Genomic DNA, 19,318 nt, shown 5'->3' on the forward strand with positions numbered 1-19,318 from the left:
CTCCATCGCCAAACCAGCCATCCGCACCGTTGAAGTGACTGTCAGGAGACTGGCTTCATGCCCACTGACAACGGTGACTTCACGTGGACGCCGTTGTCGAGGGCGAACATGACGATCGTGGAAAGGGCAAAGAAGGGCATGCCGTGCGCCAACGTCTCAGCACCGGGGCCGCCGAGCTTTTATGGGCTTTCTCCCTGATCGGGGGAACCCCAGAAGGTGGCGGTGGGCATCATCCGCCGGTTAGGCAGGGGATACCCAGCCGTCACCCAGTAGTTATTCAGCCTCTAGATTTAGTATCTGGCTATGAGACAACTACGTGAAGCAGCCCGCCGCTTCATAGCAAAATACATTGTGGCCGAGGACCCCTATCCCGAGTTGTCCCGCCTTGACCGGGAGGACCACCTATCCCCCGCAGCCCGCACGCCGGACGTCCCCGGATTCGAGCCGGGCGCAGGCAGTTCCCAATTCGCGAGTGGAACCGACAGTCTGGCAGCTTGAGTCAGGCCTAATCCAAAACTCTTCCATGCCCGTGCCCTAACCCTTGTTGGGGCCTCAGTGCCGATGCACTCAGGCGGTTGCACCGAAGAGCCGCACACCCGCCAGGGCCAGGCCGGCGAACCAAAGTGTTGATACGGCGGCTAGCACGAAGGGCTTCAAGCCAACGGAAAGCAGTGACTTCACGTGGACGCCGGCACCCAGGCCACCTCATGGATGCTGCCACCTGCCCACAGCCCAGCCTCACGGCCGTCATGACCTCGCGCCCGTCCTTGGTCTCGATGACGCCGTCGGCGAGGATCATGCCCGGGCCCAGTGACACGTCAGCCACCAGAAGCTGATAGCCCAGGAGCACGACTCCGGCCCGCAGCATCGTTTTGGTTGCGCAGGAGGACGCCCAGTACGATCGCGATGAGCAGCGTGTTCGCTGCGGGCCAGAGGGAGCGCACACCGCAAGTCCCGGTGCCAGCGACTTCCAGCGGGCCGGACCCCACCCGGTCTCAAAGGCCGCAAGGCGGGCGCCGGAGGTTTCCTTGCCGGATGTGCCATCAGCGCCCAGGTGCAACGCGGGTGAACCCGTGGCCGGTTCCGGCCGGCGTATCCGCCAGCCTTAGCTCGGATTGGTGGGGTCGCCGTCGTGCATCCCGGTGAGGTGCGCGGTGACGAGCTTGACCAGCGCGCCCATGCGGAACCGTTCCGGGACGATCGGCTCGATGCCGGCGGCCACCAGGGGAGCTGCTGTGACAGGGCCGACGGCGGCGCTCACCACAACGCCCGATCCCGGCCCCGGTGCTCCCGGCCCCCGCAACGCGGCCAGGAAGTCGGCCGCCCTGCCCGACTGGGCCGCCGAGCTGAGCACGGCGTCCACGGCCGGGGCACTGGTGAACGTCAGTGCGTCGAGTTCCCTGTTGGCGACGGCGTTGATCAGGGCCGACATGCTGTCGCCCTCCTCGGCCGTGACCCAGCGGTACGGGGTCACCGTGAGGACTCTCGCGCCGGCACCGCCCAGCCGCGCCAGGGCGTCGACGTCGGTGAATCCGTGCACCTGCAGCGCGACAGTCTTCCCGGCCACGCCGGCATCAATCACCAACTCCGTCAGGGTGGCCGTGGTCTCGTCGGAGCTGATGCCGACGTCGTCAAGGCCCAGGCCGCGCACGGCACCGCGACCTTTGGGCCCGCGCACGTAAATGTCGGCACGGGCCAGAGTGTCCATGAGCTGCCCGGAAAGGCCGGCAGCCTCGGCGGCGTCACACCAGCGGCGCAGTCCATAGGCGGTCGTCACCATGACGATCTCCGGTGCCGCGTCAATAACGGCTCGGATTTCTGCGAGCAGTGCGCCGTCGTCCTCGAACGGTGCCACCTTGAGCGCAGGTGCGTGCAGCACAGTGGCTCCGCGCCGCTTCAACGCCCCGATCAACTCGGCTGCCCGCCGGTGCGCTGTCACTCCTATCCGTAGTCCTGCCAACGGCAGTGCAGTTCCTGTGGTGCCGTCCATGCTAGTTCTCCAGCGCGAGCAGCACGTTCAGCGCAGCAGCTGTCCCGGAGAGGCGTTCCTGGGCCGTGGCCCTGGCCGCGGGAAGCTCCTCGGGTCCGGCCACCGGGACAATGGCCTCGATGTAACACTTGAGCTTGGGCTCGGTGCCACTGGGCCGCACGATGACGCGGGTGCCATTGGCCGTCAGGTAGTGCATGCCGTCGGTGGCAGGCAGGGTGGGGCTGCCCTCGGACAAGTCAATGCTCTCCACCACCTCGGACCCGGCAAAGCCCTGCGGCGGGCTGCTGCGCAGGCGCCGCATCAAGGTGGAGAGGTCCTGCAGACTCTTTACCCGCAGGCTTAGCTGGTCGCTTGCATGCAGGCCGTGGGCGACAGCGAGGTCGTCCAAGACGTGGTGCAGGGTGCGACCGCTGGCTTTCAGGGCCGCGGCCATTTCCGCTATGAGCAGCCCGGCCGACATCCCGTCCTTGTCCCTGACAACGTCCGGCGCCACACAGTAACCCAGGGCCTCCTCGTAGCCGAAGGTCAGCCCGGGAACACGGGAGATCCACTTGAACCCTGTCAACGTCTCCTCATGCCGGAACCCGGCCGCGGCCGCAATCCGTGCCAACAGGCGGGAGGAAACGATCGAGTTGGCGAACACCGGTTCCCCGGCTTGCTCACCTGTGGAGCCGACGCGCCCGCCGCGGCGTGCGATGTGTGCGCCGAGCAGGGCACCCACCTCGTCGCCGTGGAATTTGCGCCATTCACCGGTCGCCGGATCAACCTCACCCACGGCCGCCCTGTCGGCGTCGGGGTCGTTTGCCAGCACGATGTCGGCATCCACCTCCCGCGCCAGCGCGAACGCCAGGTCCATGGCCCCCGGCTCCTCCGGGTTGGGGAAGGAGACGGTGGGGAAGTCGGGGTCGGGCTGTGCCTGCTCGGTGACGGCGTGGACGTCGCTGAAACCCGCCTTTTCAAGCACGGCCAGGGCGGTGTCGTTGCCAACCCCGTGCATCGATGTGTGCACGATCTTCAATTCCCGGGGCGGGGCGGCTTTGCCGTTTCCCGATTCGGCAAGTGCGGCGACGGCCGCCACATAACCGGCCTGCAGGTCGCTGTCGAGCACGCTCCAGCCGTCCGTGGCCAGGGGGATGGTGGAGGTGTCCCCGGCCTCGGCCGTTGCGGACACCGCCGCGATGTGAGCGGCAATGGCCGAATCGTGCGGTGCGATGATCTGCACCCCGCGGGCCTCGGGCGCCACGGCTCGCCCGCCGAGGTAGACCTTGTAGCCGTTGTCCTGAGCCGGGTTGTGGCTGGCTGTGACCATGATCCCCGCCTCGCAGCCCAGTGACCGGACGGCGAAGGCCAGCACCGGCGTGGGCAGGGGAGCGGGCAGGATGAAGGTTTCCACCCCGGCGGCGGTGAAAATCGCGGCGGTGTCACGGGCGAAGTCGGCGGAGTTGTGGCGGGCGTCGAAACCGATGACGGCGCGCGGCATGTACGGGCCGTCGTCGGGATGCCCCTTTGTGCCGGGGCCTGCGGCCAAATCCAGCAGGTGCGCGGCGACGCCGGCGGCGGCGCGGCGGACCACCGTGCGGTTCATCCTGTTGGGCCCCGGCCCCATGGCGGCGCGCAGGCCTGCAGTGCCGAACTGCAGGTTGCCGTCGAAACTGTCGGCCAGCTCGGCGGCGGCATCCGCCCCCGAGGCTGCCCGCTCGGCCAACCCGCGCAGCTGCGTGGCCGTGGCCGGGTTGGGGTCGTGGTCCGCCCACTGGAGCGCGGCTTCGGCAAGGGCTGCGGACTCGAGTGCGGCGTTGGACTCGGAGGTGGCGTCGGAAGAATGGTTCACCAGACCAATGTAGCGGCAGGTGGCCAATAGAGGTAGATGACAGGCCAGTGCCGTTGTGCGCAACGTCCGTCCCCTGACCGGCGCAGGACAGTGTTGTGCGCCGGCGTCGGGGGTCAACGCGGCGCACAACGGGACGGCGCCTGTGCTCAAGGGTTCCTCCACAGGGGGTGCGAGGTGGCAGAGCGTCCACCCTGGCTGAATTTCGGCTGCAGTAGAGGGGCGCAACGGCCCACACTGGGGGATGAGCATGGAAACAGCGCTGATCACCGTACGGGGAAGACTGGCCGTGGAGGACGCGATTGCCCGGTTTGGGTCTGTGGCGCGGCACCACGAGTTGCAGGCGATCGGAATCTCCACCCGTCAAATTGCCGACGCCGTGACAGCGGGGAGGATCTGCCGGGTGGCCCGTGGCCACTATGCCCTGCCGGGATTCAACGAACTTGATGTGTTTCTTGCCCGGAACCAGGCCCGTCTGGCATGTCTGAGCAGGCTGAAGGGGCTGGGACTGTGGGTGTTGCGCGAGCCGCGGGACCTTCACGTGGCGACGGCGCACGGCCGCCCCGTGCCAGGGTGCACCGCGCACAGGACGGCCGGGCCGGAGACATTCATGGCAGTGGTGCGCCAGGCAGTAGGGTGCGGGAGTGATTTGGACGGGCTGATCACCATGGAATCGGCCGTGGTAAAGAACAAGTGCACCATTGAGGAGCTTCGGATGGAATTCGATCGGCGGAGCGACAAACGGGCACGGGAGATGATCGCTTTGATCGATCCACAGTCCATGTCCATCACTGAAACGGCAGGACGCCACCATTTGCTCAGGGCCGGGCACAATGTAGTGGCGCAGGCCTATGTGCGTGAGGTGGGGCACCTGGATCTGCTCGTTGACGGCATCTTGGGCATCGAGGGGGACGGCCGGGAATTCCACGCCACGGCAGAAGCTTGGAAAGAGGACCTGCGCCGTGATGCGATGTACGTCCTCAACGGGGTCTGGCGGCTCAGGCTGCCAGCCGAGGTGGTCCTCTACCACCCGGAGGTCTTCCTTAACTACGTCGAGCGGGCCTTGGCCCGGATCCGTTGTGCGCAACGTCCGTCCGCGTGAACGGCGCAGGACAGTGTTGTGCGCCGTGGTCGGGGATGAACGCGGCGCACAACGGGACGGAGTCTACAGTTTCGCGATGATCGCAGCGAGCAGGGCGGAAATTCGCGGGCCGGCAGCCGCGCCGGCCGCGAGAACCTCCGCATGCGAGAGCGGTTCGGAGCTAATGCCTGCAGCCAGGTTTGTCACCAGGGAGATGCCGAAGACCTCCATGCCGGCAGCGCGGGCGGCAATAGCCTCCAGTGCCGTGGACATGCCCACCAGGTCCGCGCCGATGCGCTTGGCGTACTGCACCTCGGCCGGGGTTTCGTAGTGCGGACCAGTGAACTGGGCGTACACGCCGTCGTCCAGGGTGGGGTCCACCTCGCGGGCGATTGCCCGCAGCCGGGAGGAATACAGGTCAGTGAGGTCAACGAAGGTGGCGCCCTCCAGAGGGGAGGCGGCCGTGAGGTTGATGTGGTCGCTGATCAGCACGGGCGTGCCGGGTGCCCAGTCGGGGTTCAGCCCGCCGCAGCCGTTGGTCAGTACCACTGTCTTGGCGCCGGTGGCGGCCGCAGTACGGATGCCGTGGACCACGGCGCGCACGCCCTTGCCCTCGTAGAAGTGGGTGCGCGCGCCAAGGACAAGCACGTTCTTGCCGTCGGGGGTGCGGATGGAACTCAGTGTTGCCACATGCCCCGGCACGGAGGGGGCGCTGAAGCCGGGGACCTCGGCGGCAGGCACCACGGCGGTCACCTCACCAATGAGTCCTGCCGATTCACCCCAGCCCGATCCGAGCACCAGGGCAAGGTCGTGGCGGGCAACTCCGGTGGCCGTGGCAATGTGCTGCGCCGCTGCAGCAGCCAAATCCATGGGGTCCTGTGTTGATAAAGTCTTTGATTCGCTCATGGGACAAACCTACCCGGAAAGCACCTTCGAACGCCTGCAACTTGGTGCCCACGCATACATAGGCGAGAATTAACAACTGTGACCAGCCAACAGGATGTATTCAAGCCCTTTGCCCTTCCCAGCCTTGCGATCCTCGGCGGCGGACCCGGCGGCTACGAAGCCGCCATGGTGGCAGCCTCGATGGGTGCCCAGGTGACAATCGTCGAACGCGCAGGACTGGGCGGTTCGGCCGTGCTAACGGACGTTGTCCCCTCCAAGACCCTCATTGCCGCGGCCGAGGCCATGAACCGCAGCATCGACTCCACCGAACTGGGTGTCAGCTTCCAGGCCGCGGACGGCAACCCCAAGGAAGCCATGCAGGCAGACATGAAGCTCATCAACGAGCGTGTCATGCGCCTGGCCCGCGAGCAGTCAACTGACATCCGCCGCGCCCTCGAGGCCGTAGGCGTGAAGATCATCATCGGCACCGGCCGCCTCCTGGATAACCGCACCATCGAGGTGGACCGCGGCGAAACCAAGGAAATCGTCAAGGCCGACGCCATCCTTGTCTCCGTGGGTGCCCACCCCCGCGAACTGGCAACGGCCCAGCCCGACGGTGAACGCATCCTGAACTGGACGCAGATCTATGACCTCGAGGAACTCCCCGAGGAACTCATCGTGGTTGGTTCAGGCGTCACCGGCGCCGAGTTCGCCTCAGCCTTCAACGGCCTTGGCTCCAAGGTCACCCTGATTTCAAGCCGCGACCAGGTACTGCCCGGTGAGGACTCCGACGCCGCAGCCGTGCTCGAGGATGTCTTTGCCCGCCGCGGCCTGCGCGTGCTGTCCCGCTCGCGCGCCGATTCCGTCCAGCGCACGGCCGACAGCGTCATCGTCACGCTCGGCGATGGCAGCACCGTCACTGGCACGCACTGCCTGGTCTGCGTTGGCTCAATCCCCAACACCACCGACATCGGCCTGGAAGCCGCAGGCGTCGAGGTCACACCCAGCGGCCACATCAAGGTCGACGGCGTCTCCCGCACCACCGCGCCCAACGTGTACGCCGCGGGCGACTGCACCGGCGTGTTCGCGCTCGCATCCGTCGCCGCCATGCAGGGTCGCATCGCCGTGGCCCACCTCGGCGGGGACGGCGTGCGCCCGCTGAAACTGAACCAGGTATCCTCAAACATCTTCACCTCGCCGGAGATTGCCTCAGTGGGTGTCTCCGAGGCCGACCTTGCCGCAGGAAGATACCAGGGCGACGTCATCAAGCTCTCGCTGCGGACCAACCCGCGGGCCAAGATGAGAAACGTGAACGACGGTTTCATCAAGATCATTGCCCGCAAGGGATCGGGTACAGTCATTGGCGGCGTGGTTGTGGGCGCCGGAGCCTGTGAGCTGATCTTCCCGATCGCCCTGGCCGTGACGCAGAACCTGCACGTCGACGACGTCGCCAGCACCTTCACGGTGTACCCGTCGATGTCCGGCTCCATCTCCGAGGCGGCCCGCCGCCTGCACGTCCACATGTAAGGCCTCAGGCCGGTGTAACGGACTGTGCCGCAACGGTGGACGTCCACATAGTGAAACAAAATGTCCATCAGGCGGACACTTTGGCTAATATTCCCTCATGACAACATCACCCGCGAGCCGGGGCGGCAAGCCCGCCCCGGCCAGACGCGAGACATTTTCCTCTCGCCGACTCTTCATTCTCTCCGCGATCGGCTCCGCCGTAGGCTTGGGAAACATTTGGCGTTTCCCCTACGTCGCCTACGAAAACGGCGGCGGCGCCTTTTTGATCCCCTACCTTGTGGCCTTGCTGTGTGCCGGCATCCCGCTGCTCTTCCTTGACTATTCCATCGGACACCGTTTCCGCGGCTCGGCGCCCCTGTCCTACCGGCGCCTGCACCGCGCAGCCGAGCCGATTGGTTGGTGGCAGGTGATGATTTGCTTCGTCATCGCCATCTACTACGCCGCGATCATCGCCTGGGCTGCCATGTACGCCTGGTTCTCCCTAACCAAGGCCTGGGGCGACGACGCCGAGGGCTTCTTCTTCAAGGACTTCCTCAAGACCGCCGACACGGCCGGATTGTCCTTCGACTTCGTCTCCAATGTCTTCTTCCCCATGCTTGCTGTGTGGATCGTGGCCATTGTGATCATGGTGGCCGGCGTGAACAAGGGCATCTCACGGGCCAATGCGGTGTTCCTTCCGCTGCTGGTGGCGATGTTCTTGATTCTCGTGGTGCAGTCCCTGTTCCTGGACGGTGCCATGGTGGGCCTGAATGCGTTCTTCACCCCCAACTGGGGAGCCCTGCAGAATCCCGGCGTGTGGGCCGCGGCCTTCGGTCACGTCTTCTTCTCCCTCTCCGTGGCCTTCGGCATCATGGTCACCTACTCCTCCTACCTCAAGCGCAAGACCGACTTGACCGGCTCGGGTATGGTGGTGGCCTTCGCCAACTCCGGCTTTGAAATGCTCGCCGGCATCGGCGTCTTCGCAGCATTGGGATTCATGTCCGTGGCTTCGGGAAAGCCCGTGGACGAGGTGGCCTCAGGTGGCATCGGCCTGGCCTTCGTGGCGTTCCCCACAATTGTCTCCCAAGCTCCTTTCGGCGCGGTGCTCGGTGTGCTGTTCTTCGGCTCGCTCGTGTTTGCCGGGCTGACCTCCCTGGTCTCAATCCTTGAGGTCATCGTGGCGGCGTTCCAGGACAAGCTGGGCTGGAGCCGCAAGAGTGCCACCTTGGTGGTCACGATTCCCATTGCCTTGATTTCGCTGATCCTGTTCCCGACCACCACAGGTATCCAGTTGCTGGACACCTCGGATGCGTTTGTGAACCAGTTCGGCATCCTGGCGTGTGCCCTCGTCGCTGTGATCGTGGTCTCGGCCGGGCTCGGCAGCCTCCCTCGCTTGCAAAAGCACCTGAACAAGACCTCCACCATCAAGATGGGGACCGGATGGCGCATCCTGGTCGGCGGCGTTGTGCCGGTGGCCCTGGGATACATGCTGATCAACGAGATCCAAATCAAGAGCGCGGAGCAGTACTCCGGCTACCCTGCCTGGTTCAACGGGGTCTTTGGCTGGGGCATGGCCGGTGCGCTGATTCTAGGCTCGGTACTGCTCTCCCTGATCCCCTGGAGTGAGAAGTCCAAGCTCAAGGACCCCGAATATGACGCCTTCAACGCCGCCGAGGAACGTGATGGTGACGTGGACAACAACACGCTCGAGAACATCAAGGAAGAGGTGAACGCATGACCCCCGTAGCCATCACCATGATGATCATTGCCCTGGTAACCATTTGGGGCGGTCTGGCCCTGTCCATGTGGAACCTGGCCCGCCACCCGGAAGATGAAGAACAGCTCCCGGAAGAAATGCCGCACGAGCTCTAACGCACGGCCAAACCCGCTGAGGCTGCTTTTGGCCCTGCTTCCGCGCACGACGGCGGGAGGTTCCCTTCACGATAAGGGAACCTCCCGCCGTCGTAATTTATGTGCCCACAAGAGTGCACGGGCAGGAGGTGGGATGTCCATAGTGTGGCGCCAGCTGTCCACCAGTCGGACATGCTGGCTAATATTGATGTACTGACCTCCTGATCACACCGCCGCGCAACAGCCCTCTTGCTGCTGGGCGGCACAAAAGAAAGCCGCCTCATGAGTACGCCCCGAAACGCCGCCACAGTGGAGACCCCGCCAGTCAACAGCAAAGGACGGGTCATTGTTGCCAGTCTCATTGGCACCACGATTGAGTTTTACGACTTCTACGTTTATGCGACAGCCGCCGTGCTGGTCTTCCCGGCACTATTCTTCCCCAATGCCACAGGCTCCGTGGCCCTGCTGAGCTCCTTCGCCGTCTTTGGCGTTGCCTTTATTGCCCGCCCCCTGGGTTCGATCGTGTTTGGTCACTTTGGTGACAAGATCGGCCGCAAAGGCACTCTCGTCGCATCGTTGATGACCATGGGTGTGGCCACCTTCCTGATCGGCTGCCTGCCCACGGCACTGGTCCCCGGCTGGACCATTTTGGCCCCGGCACTGCTCGTGGTCATGCGGTTCCTGCAGGGCTTGGCGCTCGGCGGGGAATGGAGCGGCGCTGCCTTGCTGGCCACCGAAAATGCACCCGCCGGCAAGCGTGCCATCTGGGGTACATTCCCGCAGATGGGTGCCCCCATCGGCTTCATCCTGGCCAACGGCCTGTTCCTGTGGATCAGCTTTGGCCTGAGCACCGAGCAGTTCATGGCCTGGGGCTGGCGCCTGCCGTTCCTGCTCAGCGCCGTCATGGTCATCATTGGCCTGTGGGTTCGCCTGAAGCTGGTAGAAACCCCCGCCTTCCAAAAGGTCATCGACCAGGGCGAGATCTCCAAGCTGCCGGTGGGCCGGGTGTTCAAAACCAGCTGGCGCCCCCTGATCCTGGGTACCTTCGTCATGCTGGCCACCTACGTTTTGTTCTACCTGATGACCACATTCACGCTCTCCTACGGCACCGCACCGGCCACCTTGGCCGCGGCGCAAGCCAAGGCGGACGCTGCCGGCAAGCCCATGTCAGCCGATGCCATTGCCGCCTGGGTCCCCGGGCTGGGCTACACGCGCAATGAATTCCTGATCATGCTGATCATCGGTGTTCTCTTCTTCGGCATCTTCACCCTGGTCTCCGGACCCCTGGCGGAAAAGTTTGGCCGGCGCAAGATGCTGCTGGTGGTCACCTCCGCCATCCTGCTCTTTGGCTTCACCTTTGTGCCACTGTTTGGTGCAGGCACGGCCGGTGTCATGACGCTGCTAATCCTGGGCTTCACACTCATGGGCCTGACCTTTGGCCCGATGGGTGCGTTGCTGCCGGAAATGTTCCCCACGAATGTCCGCTACACCGGATCGGCCGTCGCCTACAACATGTCCAGCATTCTTGGTGCCGCAGTGGCCCCGTTCATCGCCGTGGCCCTGTGGCAGGCCGCCGACGGCAGCCCCGTCCTAGTGGGCGTGTACCTGTCCGCCATGGCCGTGCTGACCTTGATCGCCTTGGTGCTGCTGAAGGAAACCCGCGACCTCGACTACGCTTCGAACGTCAGCTGACGCGCACGACGTTTGCCACAACGCGGGGCGGCCGCCGAGGACCGGGGAATCAAGGTAAATCCGGCCCAGCGCCGTCCAGGCTGCACCGTAGTAGCTGGGGTGGGCGTCATTGAGCGTTTCGGCCCGGTCAAGGTTGGTGCGTGCCGCTGCCGGGCGGTTTGCTGCGGCCAGTGCGGCAGCTCGGGCCACATAAAAGAGTGGGTGTTCCTCCTCCGAATATGGTGCACCGTGCAGTGTCAGCGGGCTTCCTTGCTGGCTGGAGGCCAGGGTGCCCGCACTGTTCGCGGCAACGGCAACATCTGCCGGCAGGCAGGATTCGCCCATGCGCACCATCGCCCTGGCAGCGTCATAGCTGTATCTTCCAGGCCCGTTGCCGTTGGGGCTGTCCACGGGCTGGATGGAACCGTCTGACCTGATCCGCGCCCAGTCCGGCAACAACAAATTCGTGGACAGGAGCTCAGCCGCAACAGCCGCGGTCCCTGTTGAGAGTTCCTGCCAGCGCGGGTCCCCGGTGCTTCGTGCCAAGACGGCGAAAGCCGCCGGGGAGGCGTAGGAGGGGTTGTAGGAGATTCCGGCGTGCTGATCGGCCCACGGACCCGGCAACAGAATCCGCCCGTGCACCGTCATGGTGGTGAGCTTGTCCATGATCTGCCCGGCCAGGTGCCGTCCGTCCGCAGCGAAGTCCGCACGCCCGAAGAGGGTGCCTGCCATGGCCAGTGCACGCGCGGCGTCCAGGTCGGCATCGCTGGCGGGGGAGGAGTCCATCACAGCCCCGTTGGCCCAGTGCCACGCCAGGAGCCCGTCGCTGCGCATCAGGTGGGCCCGGGTCCAGTCCCAGATCTTTTGGAAGGTCTTTTCATCGCCCACGGCTGCGGCAATCAGCATGCCGTAGGCCTGCCCTTCACTCACAGTGTCATTGCCCTGGTCCCGCCGCACCACGCGCCCGTCCCCGTCCACCCAGTTGAGCAGAAACTCCGACGCCGCCTCCTGGAGGGCCAGCTGCGGGTTCCGGCCCGGAGCCGGGGCCATGTTGAACACGAGCGGGGGAAGCGTGCCGGACCCCAACGCCGTCGAGGCCCGGGCGCCGGGGGCGGAAAGGATGACGGCAGCGCTGAGAATCCACACCGGAACGCGGATGCCACGGGAGAACCGCCGCTTCCCTGGACCCGCCGGGAGGGTGTCACCCTGCTTCGCGCTGGTGTGGTTTCCGCTGGCAGGGTTGCGGCTCACCGCGTTCTTGCTCATGGGGTTGCGGTGGGGCGCAAGCCCCGGCTGTGGGAGACCCTCCCGGGGCCGGTCAGGTAGCGCAGCACGTCAACTTCGGATCGGGCCCTGTTGGCCTCCGGTGTGCAAGCACCGTCGGTGCGCAGGGGGACCGGGGCCGCGGGCCCGTTATTGCGCGGCCTGCGGCCCAAGGCTTGTACCTTGGCTTGCAGGATGCGGGGGTTGAAGGGTTTGACAATGTAGTCGTCGGCCCCCATCTCCAGCCCCAGGCACATGTCGAGTTGAGCGTTGCTTGCGCTGATGATGAGGATATAAGGGTCGCTGAATGCTTGTATCTGCCGGATGGCTTCAAAACCATCCATGCCGCCCAGTATCAGTTCCGTTAAGATGAGGTCCGGCTGGTTCTCCCGTGCGAGTTTGATGCCCTCCTTTGCTGTTGGCGCGGTGTGGACGTTGTAGCCGCTCTCACGTAGCAGCGCACTCAAGACGTCACGCTGAACTGGATCCTGTTCCATGACGACCGCCGTCAATTGCTGCTTCATCGTGTCCACTGGATCAGTTCCGTGACTCTGTGCCCGGACGGGCGTAGCCAACGTTTACCGTATCCAAAATGGTTTGACGGGTGAAGACGCCGGTTCCCGGAGCCGTTTCGGTGAGCAGGTCAAAAGTGACGATGATTTGGGTGCTGTGGGCGGTGGGATTGGCCGGGAGCACCAGACCGGAGGAGTAGGAATACGGCGGCTGGACGGCGAAGTTGCCCGTGTCGTTGGCCAGAACCTTTCCAAGGGCGGTGGCGTTAAAGCTGGTGACTTCAATGGCTCCGGCATCCGAGGGACCGTCAAGATGGGCGCTCAGGCGGATGATGGGTGAATCATCAGGTGTCAAGGTGGCTGGATCATCGCTCATCCAGTAATCGATGGTCAGATGCCGGGACGCAGCGCCCAGGGTGTGGGTGACCGATCCCCGGCTGAGGTCCCCGCTGACAGGAACCCATGCCGGTGCCTTGGGTGACGGTGTTGGAGTTTCGGTGCTGGCCGTCGGTGACGGGACAGGGGTGGCTGCCGGTGTGGCGGCCTGGACCAGGGCGGCTTTTTGGGCCATGGGGGCGCCGGAAGCGCCGGGCAACCCTGGAACGGAGCATCCGGAGATGGCCAGAACGGTCGCCAGGGACAGAGCGCCGAGGGTGGTCGTGTTGCGCAGACGGTGAGAGCTGTTTGAGGGGGTCATCGTGGTGTCCTTGTCGGAGTGCCGAGCGGGACCGCGAGTAATACGGGCGGTGGCGGGGGGCTGTTGCTGTTGTGTGGCGCCGGGGCGCTTGGTGTCCGCCCGGCTAAGCCGGTGCTTCGCGGGGCTCATACGTGGAACCCGTGGTGGTTGCGGAGAGTTTTGCGGAGCATGAATGCCGTCTGAACCATGGTGGTGATGTACAGCACGGGCCAGCCAATGGAAAGGATCCCGGACTGGAGGCCGATGGGAAGCTGCATCCAGGCGAAAACCATGCCTGCGCCTACTACCACGAACACCACAACCGGCATCAGATACGCGCTGCCGGATCCACGTTCTGCTTTCGCTTGGGCGGCCCAGTTGTCGGTTTGTGCACCGGTGAAGAACTTGGCCCAGGCCCGGACAAAATGACCCATTCGCAGCCACAGGTAGATTTCCGCTGGCAACCCTGTCAAAGCGAAAGCGATGTCCTTACCCGTCTTGCCTTGAATTGACAGGGCAATGCGGAGGTTCAACACCACCGCCACCATCGGAGGGATCAGCCACACAGGATAAAAGACGTAAGCGTTGATGCTCAACGACGCCGTCAGAAGCATGATGAAGGAGATACGTGTCAGGATGTTGATGACCATCGAGGCGTTCTCGCTCCACCGCAGCCTCAGATTGGGGTGCAATGGCTGCCCCGGTGTGTTGCTGCGCTGACCAGGCCACATCAAGTCGATGGCTCCATAGTTCCACTTCACTTGCTGGCCGTCCAGGGCACGCAAGGTGTCCATTCCACCGACTGAGGCACGGGCACGGGCGGAGATCTTCGTGGCATATCCGAGGTTCTTGATCTGCAGTGACAGCAGTGAATCCTCCACTTCGGAGTCCTTCACCCAAGGTGTGGACTGCCGGTTGTCAACCATGATGTTCTTCAAGGCGTCCATTGACAACAAGGAACACTGACCTCCCAGCACTGCCATGTTCCTTCCGCGAAGCAGGTTGTCCATGTTGAACGCGGCAAATTGGGCACGTTGGCCGGCGGTGAGGAACTTTGCCGTGAAACCACGCTTCTGGGGCTCGGCGACGGTGTAGATCGCGGAAATCCCGCCAATTCTGGGATCGCTAAGGATTTCCTCTTCCAGTTGTTCCACCGCATGACGGTCGGCGACGGTGTCGCCGTCCACACCTAGAAAGTAGTCGTAGTCATCGCAAACCTGGGCGAAACCGTAATTCAACGCGCCGACCTTCTTGTCCTTGTTCGTCCCAATGTCATGGACGAACACCTCGGTACGGTACAGGGTGTCCTGGTAAACGTTTTGGTGGGGACCGGCAAACTCGCGGGCAATGTAGAAGGTCTCATCGGTGGAGTTGTTGACGACGACGTGGATGACGTCGGGCAGGCGGGTCTGCTTGAGCAGGGCTTCGAGCACCTCCGCAATGGTGTCCTCTTCGTTGTATGCGGGAATCACACAGGCAATGGTGGCCAGGTTGGTCTGGTGCTCCTCTTGCGGAAGGACAGATAGGTAATTGGACTCCGTGCGGTCCTGGATATGTGCAGTCACTTTGGTTCTCCATTCGCTGTTCAGCTTCAAGTGAGTCCAACTCTGAACCGCGATCCTTTACATCCGCCCAAGATGAACCCCGAAATTCGCTTAAGATTCCAGCCTCGACCTAAAGATTTTTCCCCGGCATCTAAAGATTCCCTCAATCCTTGGAAAATGCTCTCAAGCAGCTTAAGGACCTCCCCTAATCATCCAAAGCTTCGATCAAGAGACGGTTTTGACCCTGGTGATCCTGGCCGCGCTCCGGAGACTCCCATAAGGACCGGAAAAGGACCAGAACCCGTGGCCAAAGCCTTCGCACAGCAGCGTGGCCGGGGATCCGGCAGGCATGGACCGGACCTCGCCCGCGATCTGGAACGTGGACGGGCTCGAGCCCCGCGTATCCGGGGCGGGAGGGTTGCTGGCTGCTGTAAGCAGCAACATGAGGGCCGCGAGCAGGGAGCCGGCACCGAGGCTGCGGGTGGTCGGCGGCTTGTCGCGATGACCGCACAACACAGAGCGATTCAACGCGTCCCTGCCTTTCCCTCGATGCACCCAGCTGCCGCCCTTGCAGGCGTCCTGGTTGGTGGCGCCGGCCCATGCGCCCTGCTTGAATCCGAGAGGTACGTCAGCGGTGACAGTCATCACGGCTCCGGTGAGGGTGTAGTCAGAGGTGTCACACGTACCTGCCGGAGTGCCGCCGGCGATCCCTGCCGGTGCCAGGACCACCCACGCAATCTTCTTGGCCCGGCCGGACATTGAGAAGCGGGTGCTGGTTACTTCAGTCGTTTAATTTCCCCTGAATTAGGGGTCTGTGATGATGCATAAATGGGACGGGACTTGACCGCATCTGGTCGGTGGGGACGTTCCCCTGCGTCAGGGTCTTCAGGCTATTCTGGCGGGTCTTGACTACGTCGTGTTGAAGGAAAGCTGCGGGACAGGGAAAGAATCCGTCGCGGGGCCAGGCTGAATGGTCGTGACGAGAAGCTTGTGTCGCGCGTGGCTTTGGGAAACACCAACGCTGAAATCGGCCGCGACCTTTATCTCAGCGAAGCCACCGTCAAGGCCGAGCTGACTAGAATCATGACGCGGCCGAACGTTTGCAATAGGGCCCGTCTGGCCGTTCTTGGCACAGGAAAAGGTTGCCCGCCGCAGTGGTCACAGACCACTGCGGCGGGCAACCTTTTCTTGTGTTAGTCCTCGATCGTGGCCAGCACTGCGCCGGCGGAGACGGTGTCCCCCGGGGCTGCGCTCAAGCCCGTGATGGTGCCTGCGCGGTGCGCGGTCAGCGGCTGCTCCATCTTCATGGCCTCAAGGACCACGATGAGGTCGCCCTCGGCCACAACGTCGCCGTCGGCCACTGCCACCTTCACGATGGTGCCCTGCATGGGCGAGGTCAGTGCGTTGCCGTTGCTGGCAGCGGGGCCGGCGCTGCGGTTGCGCCCTGCCTTCTTGGCCTTCTTGGTGCCCGCTGAGGAACCGTTGCTGACCGCAAGCGACGCCGGGAGCGTCACCTCCAGGCGCTTGCCTCCAACCTCGACGGTCACGCTTTGGCGCGTGCCGGCGTCGTCCGTGGACGTGCCGGCGGTGCTGAGATCAAACGCCGGGATGGTGTTGTTGAACTCGGTCTCGATCCAGCGCGTGTGCGTAGTGAATGGGGTGCCGTCGGTGGGGGCGAAGGCGGGGTCCACGACCACTGCGCGGTGGAATGGCAGCACTGTGGGCAGTCCGCCGATGTGCATTTCAGCCAGGGCGCGGCTTGAACGCTGCAGCGCCTGCTCGCGGGTGGCGCCGGTGACGATCAGCTTGGCCAGCATGGAATCGAAGTTGCCGCCAATGACCTCGCCAGCCGTGATGCCAGAATCGACGCGGACGCCGGGGCCCGACGGCAGCTCGAGGCTGGTCACTGTACCCGGGGCCGGCATGAAACCGCGGCCGGCGTCCTCGCCATTGATGCGGAACTCGAAGGAGTGACCGCGGATCTCGGGATCGGAGTAACCCAGTTCCTCGCCGCGGGCGATCCTGAACTGCTCGCGGACCAGGTCGATGCCCGTGACTTCCTCGGAGATGGTGTGCTCCACCTGCAGGCGCGTGTTGACCTCGAGGAAGGAGATGGTGCCGTCGGTGCCCACGAGGAATTCGCAGGTGCCGGCGCCAATGTACTTGGCTTCCTTCATGATGGCCTTGGAGGCCTCGTAAAGCTGGGCGTTTTGCTCATCCGTCAGGAACGGGGCGGGTGCTTCCTCCACCAACTTCTGGTTGCGACGCTGGAGGGAGCAGTCTCGGGTGGAAACGACGACGACGTTGCCGGCTGCATCCGAGAGGCACTGCGTTTCCACATGGCGGGGGGAGTCCAGGAAACGCTCGATGAAGCACTCGCCGCGGCCAAAGGCTGCGACGGCTTCACGGACGGCCGACTCGTAAAGTTCGGGGATTTCCTCCCGCGAGCGGACAACCTTGATGCCTCGTCCGCCGCCGCCGTAGGCCGCCTTAATTGCCAGAGGGAAGCCGAATTCATCGGCGAAGTCCAGGACTTCCTGGGTGGATTCAACCGGGTTCTTCGTGCCGGGAACCAGCGGTGCGCCAACCTTCTCTGCAATGTGGCGGGCCTGGACCTTGTCGCCAAGGGCCGCGATGGCGGCGGGGGGCGGGCCGATCCAGATCAGGCCTGCGTCGATGACCTTCTGTGCGAAGTCGGCGTTTTCGGCCAGGAAGCCGTAGCCGGGGTGCACGGAATCGGCACCCGATGCCTTGGCTGCGTCGAGGATCTTGTCCATGGCGAGGTAGGAGTCCGCGGCCGTGGCGCCGCCAAGGGCGAACGCCTCGTCGGCCATGCGAACATGCAGCGCGTCCCGGTCCGGCTCCGCGTAGACGGCGACGGACAGGATGCCTTCGTCGCGGGCCGCGCGAATGATGCGGACGGCAATTTCGCCGCGGTTGGCGATCAGGACTTTGCGCAGCAGGTGGGCACCTGCAGGCTGTGGATTAGTCACGTCAGACTCCTTCTATTCTCTGCAGAGCCTAGCCGAATATGTCGATCTTCCGCACACATGATGCTCTTTATGCGTGTGAGTGCCGGTTCTTTTGTTGGGTTCCTACAAGATTTGCTTTGGTTACTGCCCGGCAATGAGACGCAGCGTGGCCAGGTGGTGTTCCCATGCCTGTTCGCCGACGCCGGTCAGCTTCACCGAGGTGCGCAGGTCCTGAAGTCCATGGTTTCGGTCCTGTACAGGGTCGCGGCAATGGAGAACCGCCCGGGCTGATGTAGTACATCGCTGAGTTCGTGGCGGGGGTGTTGGGGCGTATTCTCCTGGCTGTTTTCGGCTTCGGTGCTCATGCTCGCAGTTCCCTGAATGCGCTGGCAATGCCTGTTACGGCAAGGACCAGCGCACTGCTCACGTAGTACGCAATGTTCCCGTCTGCAAATGCCAGGGTGCCGCCCAGTACGGCGATGACGTAGAGAGCCATGTAGGAAAACAAGGATCGGAGAAAGCACCGGGAGAAGCCAGCCTTAGTGGTGCGCGGCATGAATGTCCATGTCAGTGAGGTGAAGACCGCCCAGACGCCCACTGACACTGCCAGTAGGGGCACGCCGTAGCCGGTGTGGGCAGCGATCTGCAGTCCGATCATGAGCAGGGAACCAAAGATCGCCATGCTCATGAACACCATGGCAGTGGGCCATCCGGGGGCATTGGTGGCCACGCTGCCGATGCCCTCGGAAACTACTTTCCCGTGCGTCGAGGTGGACCCCGGGGTCAGCGCACAACAGTGTTCTGCGCAACGCCCGGGGCTGAACTCAGCGCAGAACGGATTGGCTCAGCGCCACAACCCGGTGATGGACACTCCTGCGGCGGCCAACAGGCGGCGCAAGGTGGAAATTGACAGCCCCACCACAGTGTGCGGATCGCCTTCAATGCCAGTGATGAAGGCCCCGGCCAGGCCGTCGATGGTGAAGGCGCCCGCCACCTGCAGCGGCTCACCCGTGGCCACATAAGCGTCGATTTCAGCATCGGAGACGTCTTCAAAGGTGACCACCGCGCTGGTGACCTCACCGCGCCCAATCCGAGCTCCGGCGTCGGATGTGGAGATGAGCCAATGGCCGGTGTGCAGCATTCCGGAGCGCCCGCGCATCAGCCTCCAGCGTTCCTTCGCAACGGACGGCTCCCATGGCTTGCCATAAGCGGTGCCGTCCAGTTCGAAGATGGAGTCGCAGCCGATGACCAGTTCACCGGCCCGGGTGCCCGAGGCGACGGATTCCGCTTTGGCTCGTGCCAACAGAAGCGCTGTTTCTGCGGGCGTCAGCGGTCCGGCCGCGGCTGCCAGGGCATCCTCGTCCACCTCGGAAACCTTGACGATGTGGGTGATGCCGGCGTCGGACAGCAACTTGGTGCGGGCGGGGGAGGCGGAAGCCAGGACAAGGGGCGCAGGTGAACTCATATATCCCAGCCTAATGGCCGCACGGCACTGGGCAGGGATCGCCTTCGAAGGGCGGATTCGCGTGAAATGCCTCA

At 64.0% G+C, this 19,318-nt stretch carries 19 protein-coding genes; 7 read left to right on the forward strand and 12 right to left on the reverse strand.

Going from position 1 to position 19,318, the window contains the following annotated elements; translation table 11 throughout:
- Window positions 1–303: 303 nt before the first annotated feature.
- Window positions 304–498 (forward strand): hypothetical protein, encoded by a 195-nt coding sequence (locus AAGW05_RS13280; RefSeq protein ID WP_411805018.1) that lies wholly within the window; start codon window positions 304–306, stop codon window positions 496–498.
- Window positions 499–1,105: 607 nt separating this feature from the next.
- Here the strand turns inward: AAGW05_RS13280 and AAGW05_RS13285 are convergent.
- Entirely contained in the window at window positions 1,106–1,990 is an 885-nt protein-coding gene (locus AAGW05_RS13285) for a uroporphyrinogen-III synthase (RefSeq protein WP_411805019.1), read from the reverse strand.
- Window position 1,991: 1 nt separating this feature from the next.
- Complete coding sequence (locus tag AAGW05_RS13290; protein ID WP_411805020.1) at window positions 1,992–3,821, reverse strand: phospho-sugar mutase; 1,830 nt, start codon at window positions 3,819–3,821, stop codon at window positions 1,992–1,994.
- 241 nt (window positions 3,822–4,062) lie between these two features.
- On the opposite strand from AAGW05_RS13290, the gene AAGW05_RS13295 reads away from it, so the two are divergent.
- Entirely contained in the window at window positions 4,063–4,920 is an 858-nt protein-coding gene (locus AAGW05_RS13295; RefSeq protein WP_411805021.1) for a hypothetical protein, read from the forward strand.
- Window positions 4,921–4,983: 63 nt separating this feature from the next.
- On the opposite strand, the gene AAGW05_RS13300 is transcribed toward AAGW05_RS13295, so the two are convergent.
- Entirely contained in the window at window positions 4,984–5,805 is an 822-nt protein-coding gene (locus AAGW05_RS13300) for a purine-nucleoside phosphorylase (protein ID WP_411805022.1), read from the reverse strand.
- Window positions 5,806–5,883: 78 nt separating this feature from the next.
- Between AAGW05_RS13300 and AAGW05_RS13305 the strand changes: the two genes are divergently transcribed.
- From AAGW05_RS13305 to AAGW05_RS13320, 4 genes are all read left to right on the forward strand, one after another.
- Window positions 5,884–7,311: an NAD(P)H-quinone dehydrogenase gene (locus AAGW05_RS13305; protein ID WP_411805023.1), complete on the forward strand. Its 1,428-nt coding sequence runs from the start codon at window positions 5,884–5,886 to the stop codon at window positions 7,309–7,311.
- 97 nt (window positions 7,312–7,408) lie between these two features.
- Window positions 7,409–9,028, forward strand: a complete 1,620-nt coding sequence (locus AAGW05_RS13310) for a sodium-dependent transporter (RefSeq protein ID WP_411805024.1) — start codon at window positions 7,409–7,411, stop codon at window positions 9,026–9,028.
- Window positions 9,025–9,162 (forward strand): methionine/alanine import family NSS transporter small subunit, encoded by a 138-nt coding sequence (locus AAGW05_RS13315; protein WP_411805025.1) that lies wholly within the window; start codon window positions 9,025–9,027, stop codon window positions 9,160–9,162. Before AAGW05_RS13310 ends, AAGW05_RS13315 begins: the two co-directional genes overlap by 4 nt.
- Window positions 9,163–9,423: 261 nt before the next feature.
- The gene (locus tag AAGW05_RS13320) at window positions 9,424–10,833 is read left to right on the forward strand and encodes an MFS transporter (protein ID WP_411805026.1); all 1,410 of its coding nucleotides are present in this window, start codon (window positions 9,424–9,426) and stop codon (window positions 10,831–10,833) included.
- Here AAGW05_RS13320 and AAGW05_RS13325 read toward each other — a convergent pair.
- The 5 genes from AAGW05_RS13325 to AAGW05_RS13345 all read right to left on the reverse strand — a co-directional run bounded on the left by AAGW05_RS13325 (window position 10,732) and on the right by AAGW05_RS13345 (window position 15,566).
- Window positions 10,732–12,078 (reverse strand): glycosyl hydrolase family 8, encoded by a 1,347-nt coding sequence (locus tag AAGW05_RS13325; protein WP_411805027.1) that lies wholly within the window; start codon window positions 12,076–12,078, stop codon window positions 10,732–10,734. The two genes, AAGW05_RS13320 and AAGW05_RS13325, sit on opposite strands and share 102 nt — an antisense overlap.
- Window positions 12,075–12,599 (reverse strand): response regulator transcription factor, encoded by a 525-nt coding sequence (locus tag AAGW05_RS13330; RefSeq protein ID WP_411805028.1) that lies wholly within the window; start codon window positions 12,597–12,599, stop codon window positions 12,075–12,077. Before AAGW05_RS13330 ends, AAGW05_RS13325 begins: the two co-directional genes overlap by 4 nt.
- A 13-nt stretch (window positions 12,600–12,612) precedes the next feature.
- On the reverse strand, window positions 12,613–13,284 hold the full coding sequence (locus AAGW05_RS13335; RefSeq protein WP_411805029.1) for a hypothetical protein: 672 nt from the start codon (window positions 13,282–13,284) through the stop codon (window positions 12,613–12,615).
- Window positions 13,285–13,409: 125 nt separating this feature from the next.
- Entirely contained in the window at window positions 13,410–14,828 is a 1,419-nt protein-coding gene (locus tag AAGW05_RS13340; protein WP_411805031.1) for a glycosyltransferase family 2 protein, read from the reverse strand.
- A 204-nt stretch (window positions 14,829–15,032) separates the two neighbouring features.
- The gene (locus tag AAGW05_RS13345; protein ID WP_411805033.1) at window positions 15,033–15,566 is read right to left on the reverse strand and encodes a hypothetical protein; all 534 of its coding nucleotides are present in this window, start codon (window positions 15,564–15,566) and stop codon (window positions 15,033–15,035) included.
- Window positions 15,567–15,806: 240 nt separating this feature from the next.
- Here AAGW05_RS13345 and AAGW05_RS13350 point away from each other — a divergent pair, with 240 nt between their 5' ends.
- The gene (locus tag AAGW05_RS13350; RefSeq protein ID WP_411805034.1) at window positions 15,807–16,004 is read left to right on the forward strand and encodes a LuxR C-terminal-related transcriptional regulator; all 198 of its coding nucleotides are present in this window, start codon (window positions 15,807–15,809) and stop codon (window positions 16,002–16,004) included.
- Here AAGW05_RS13350 and AAGW05_RS13355 read toward each other — a convergent pair.
- From AAGW05_RS13355 to AAGW05_RS13370, 4 genes are all read right to left on the reverse strand, one after another.
- Window positions 16,001–17,800: an acetyl/propionyl/methylcrotonyl-CoA carboxylase subunit alpha gene (locus AAGW05_RS13355; RefSeq protein WP_411805036.1), complete on the reverse strand. Its 1,800-nt coding sequence runs from the start codon at window positions 17,798–17,800 to the stop codon at window positions 16,001–16,003. The genes AAGW05_RS13350 and AAGW05_RS13355 overlap by 4 nt on opposite strands.
- 191 nt (window positions 17,801–17,991) lie before the next feature.
- Complete coding sequence (locus AAGW05_RS13360; RefSeq protein WP_411805037.1) at window positions 17,992–18,144, reverse strand: hypothetical protein; 153 nt, start codon at window positions 18,142–18,144, stop codon at window positions 17,992–17,994.
- Window positions 18,141–18,509 (reverse strand): hypothetical protein, encoded by a 369-nt coding sequence (locus AAGW05_RS13365; RefSeq protein WP_411805038.1) that lies wholly within the window; start codon window positions 18,507–18,509, stop codon window positions 18,141–18,143. The genes AAGW05_RS13360 and AAGW05_RS13365 overlap by 4 nt, the downstream gene beginning before the upstream one ends.
- Window positions 18,510–18,623: 114 nt before the next feature.
- On the reverse strand, window positions 18,624–19,244 hold the full coding sequence (locus AAGW05_RS13370) for a Maf family protein (protein WP_411805040.1): 621 nt from the start codon (window positions 19,242–19,244) through the stop codon (window positions 18,624–18,626).
- Window positions 19,245–19,318: the final 74 nt, after the last annotated feature.

The organism is Arthrobacter sp. LAPM80 (assembly GCF_046736435.1).
GTDB lineage: Bacteria > Actinomycetota > Actinomycetes > Actinomycetales > Micrococcaceae > Specibacter.

Bases quoted from the DNA above. Each gene is read 5' to 3' on its own strand.
- AAGW05_RS13280 (WP_411805018.1), top strand. From the start codon at position 304: ATGAGACAACTACGTGAAGCAGCCCGCCGCTTCATAGCAAAATACATT.
- AAGW05_RS13285 (WP_411805019.1), bottom strand. From the start codon at position 1,990: ATGGACGGCACCACAGGAACTGCACTGCCGTTGGCAGGACTACGGATA.
- AAGW05_RS13295 (WP_411805021.1), top strand. From the start codon at position 4,063: ATGAGCATGGAAACAGCGCTGATCACCGTACGGGGAAGACTGGCCGTG.
- AAGW05_RS13300 (WP_411805022.1), bottom strand. From the start codon at position 5,805: ATGAGCGAATCAAAGACTTTATCAACACAGGACCCCATGGATTTGGCT.
- AAGW05_RS13310 (WP_411805024.1), top strand. From the start codon at position 7,409: ATGACAACATCACCCGCGAGCCGGGGCGGCAAGCCCGCCCCGGCCAGA.
- AAGW05_RS13315 (WP_411805025.1), top strand. From the start codon at position 9,025: ATGACCCCCGTAGCCATCACCATGATGATCATTGCCCTGGTAACCATT.
- AAGW05_RS13320 (WP_411805026.1), top strand. From the start codon at position 9,424: ATGAGTACGCCCCGAAACGCCGCCACAGTGGAGACCCCGCCAGTCAAC.
- AAGW05_RS13325 (WP_411805027.1), bottom strand. From the start codon at position 12,078: ATGAGCAAGAACGCGGTGAGCCGCAACCCTGCCAGCGGAAACCACACC.
- AAGW05_RS13330 (WP_411805028.1), bottom strand. From the start codon at position 12,599: ATGAAGCAGCAATTGACGGCGGTCGTCATGGAACAGGATCCAGTTCAG.
- AAGW05_RS13335 (WP_411805029.1), bottom strand. From the start codon at position 13,284: ATGACCCCCTCAAACAGCTCTCACCGTCTGCGCAACACGACCACCCTC.
- AAGW05_RS13345 (WP_411805033.1), bottom strand. From the start codon at position 15,566: ATGTCCGGCCGGGCCAAGAAGATTGCGTGGGTGGTCCTGGCACCGGCA.
- AAGW05_RS13360 (WP_411805037.1), bottom strand. From the start codon at position 18,144: ATGAGCACCGAAGCCGAAAACAGCCAGGAGAATACGCCCCAACACCCC.
- AAGW05_RS13370 (WP_411805040.1), bottom strand. From the start codon at position 19,244: ATGAGTTCACCTGCGCCCCTTGTCCTGGCTTCCGCCTCCCCCGCCCGC.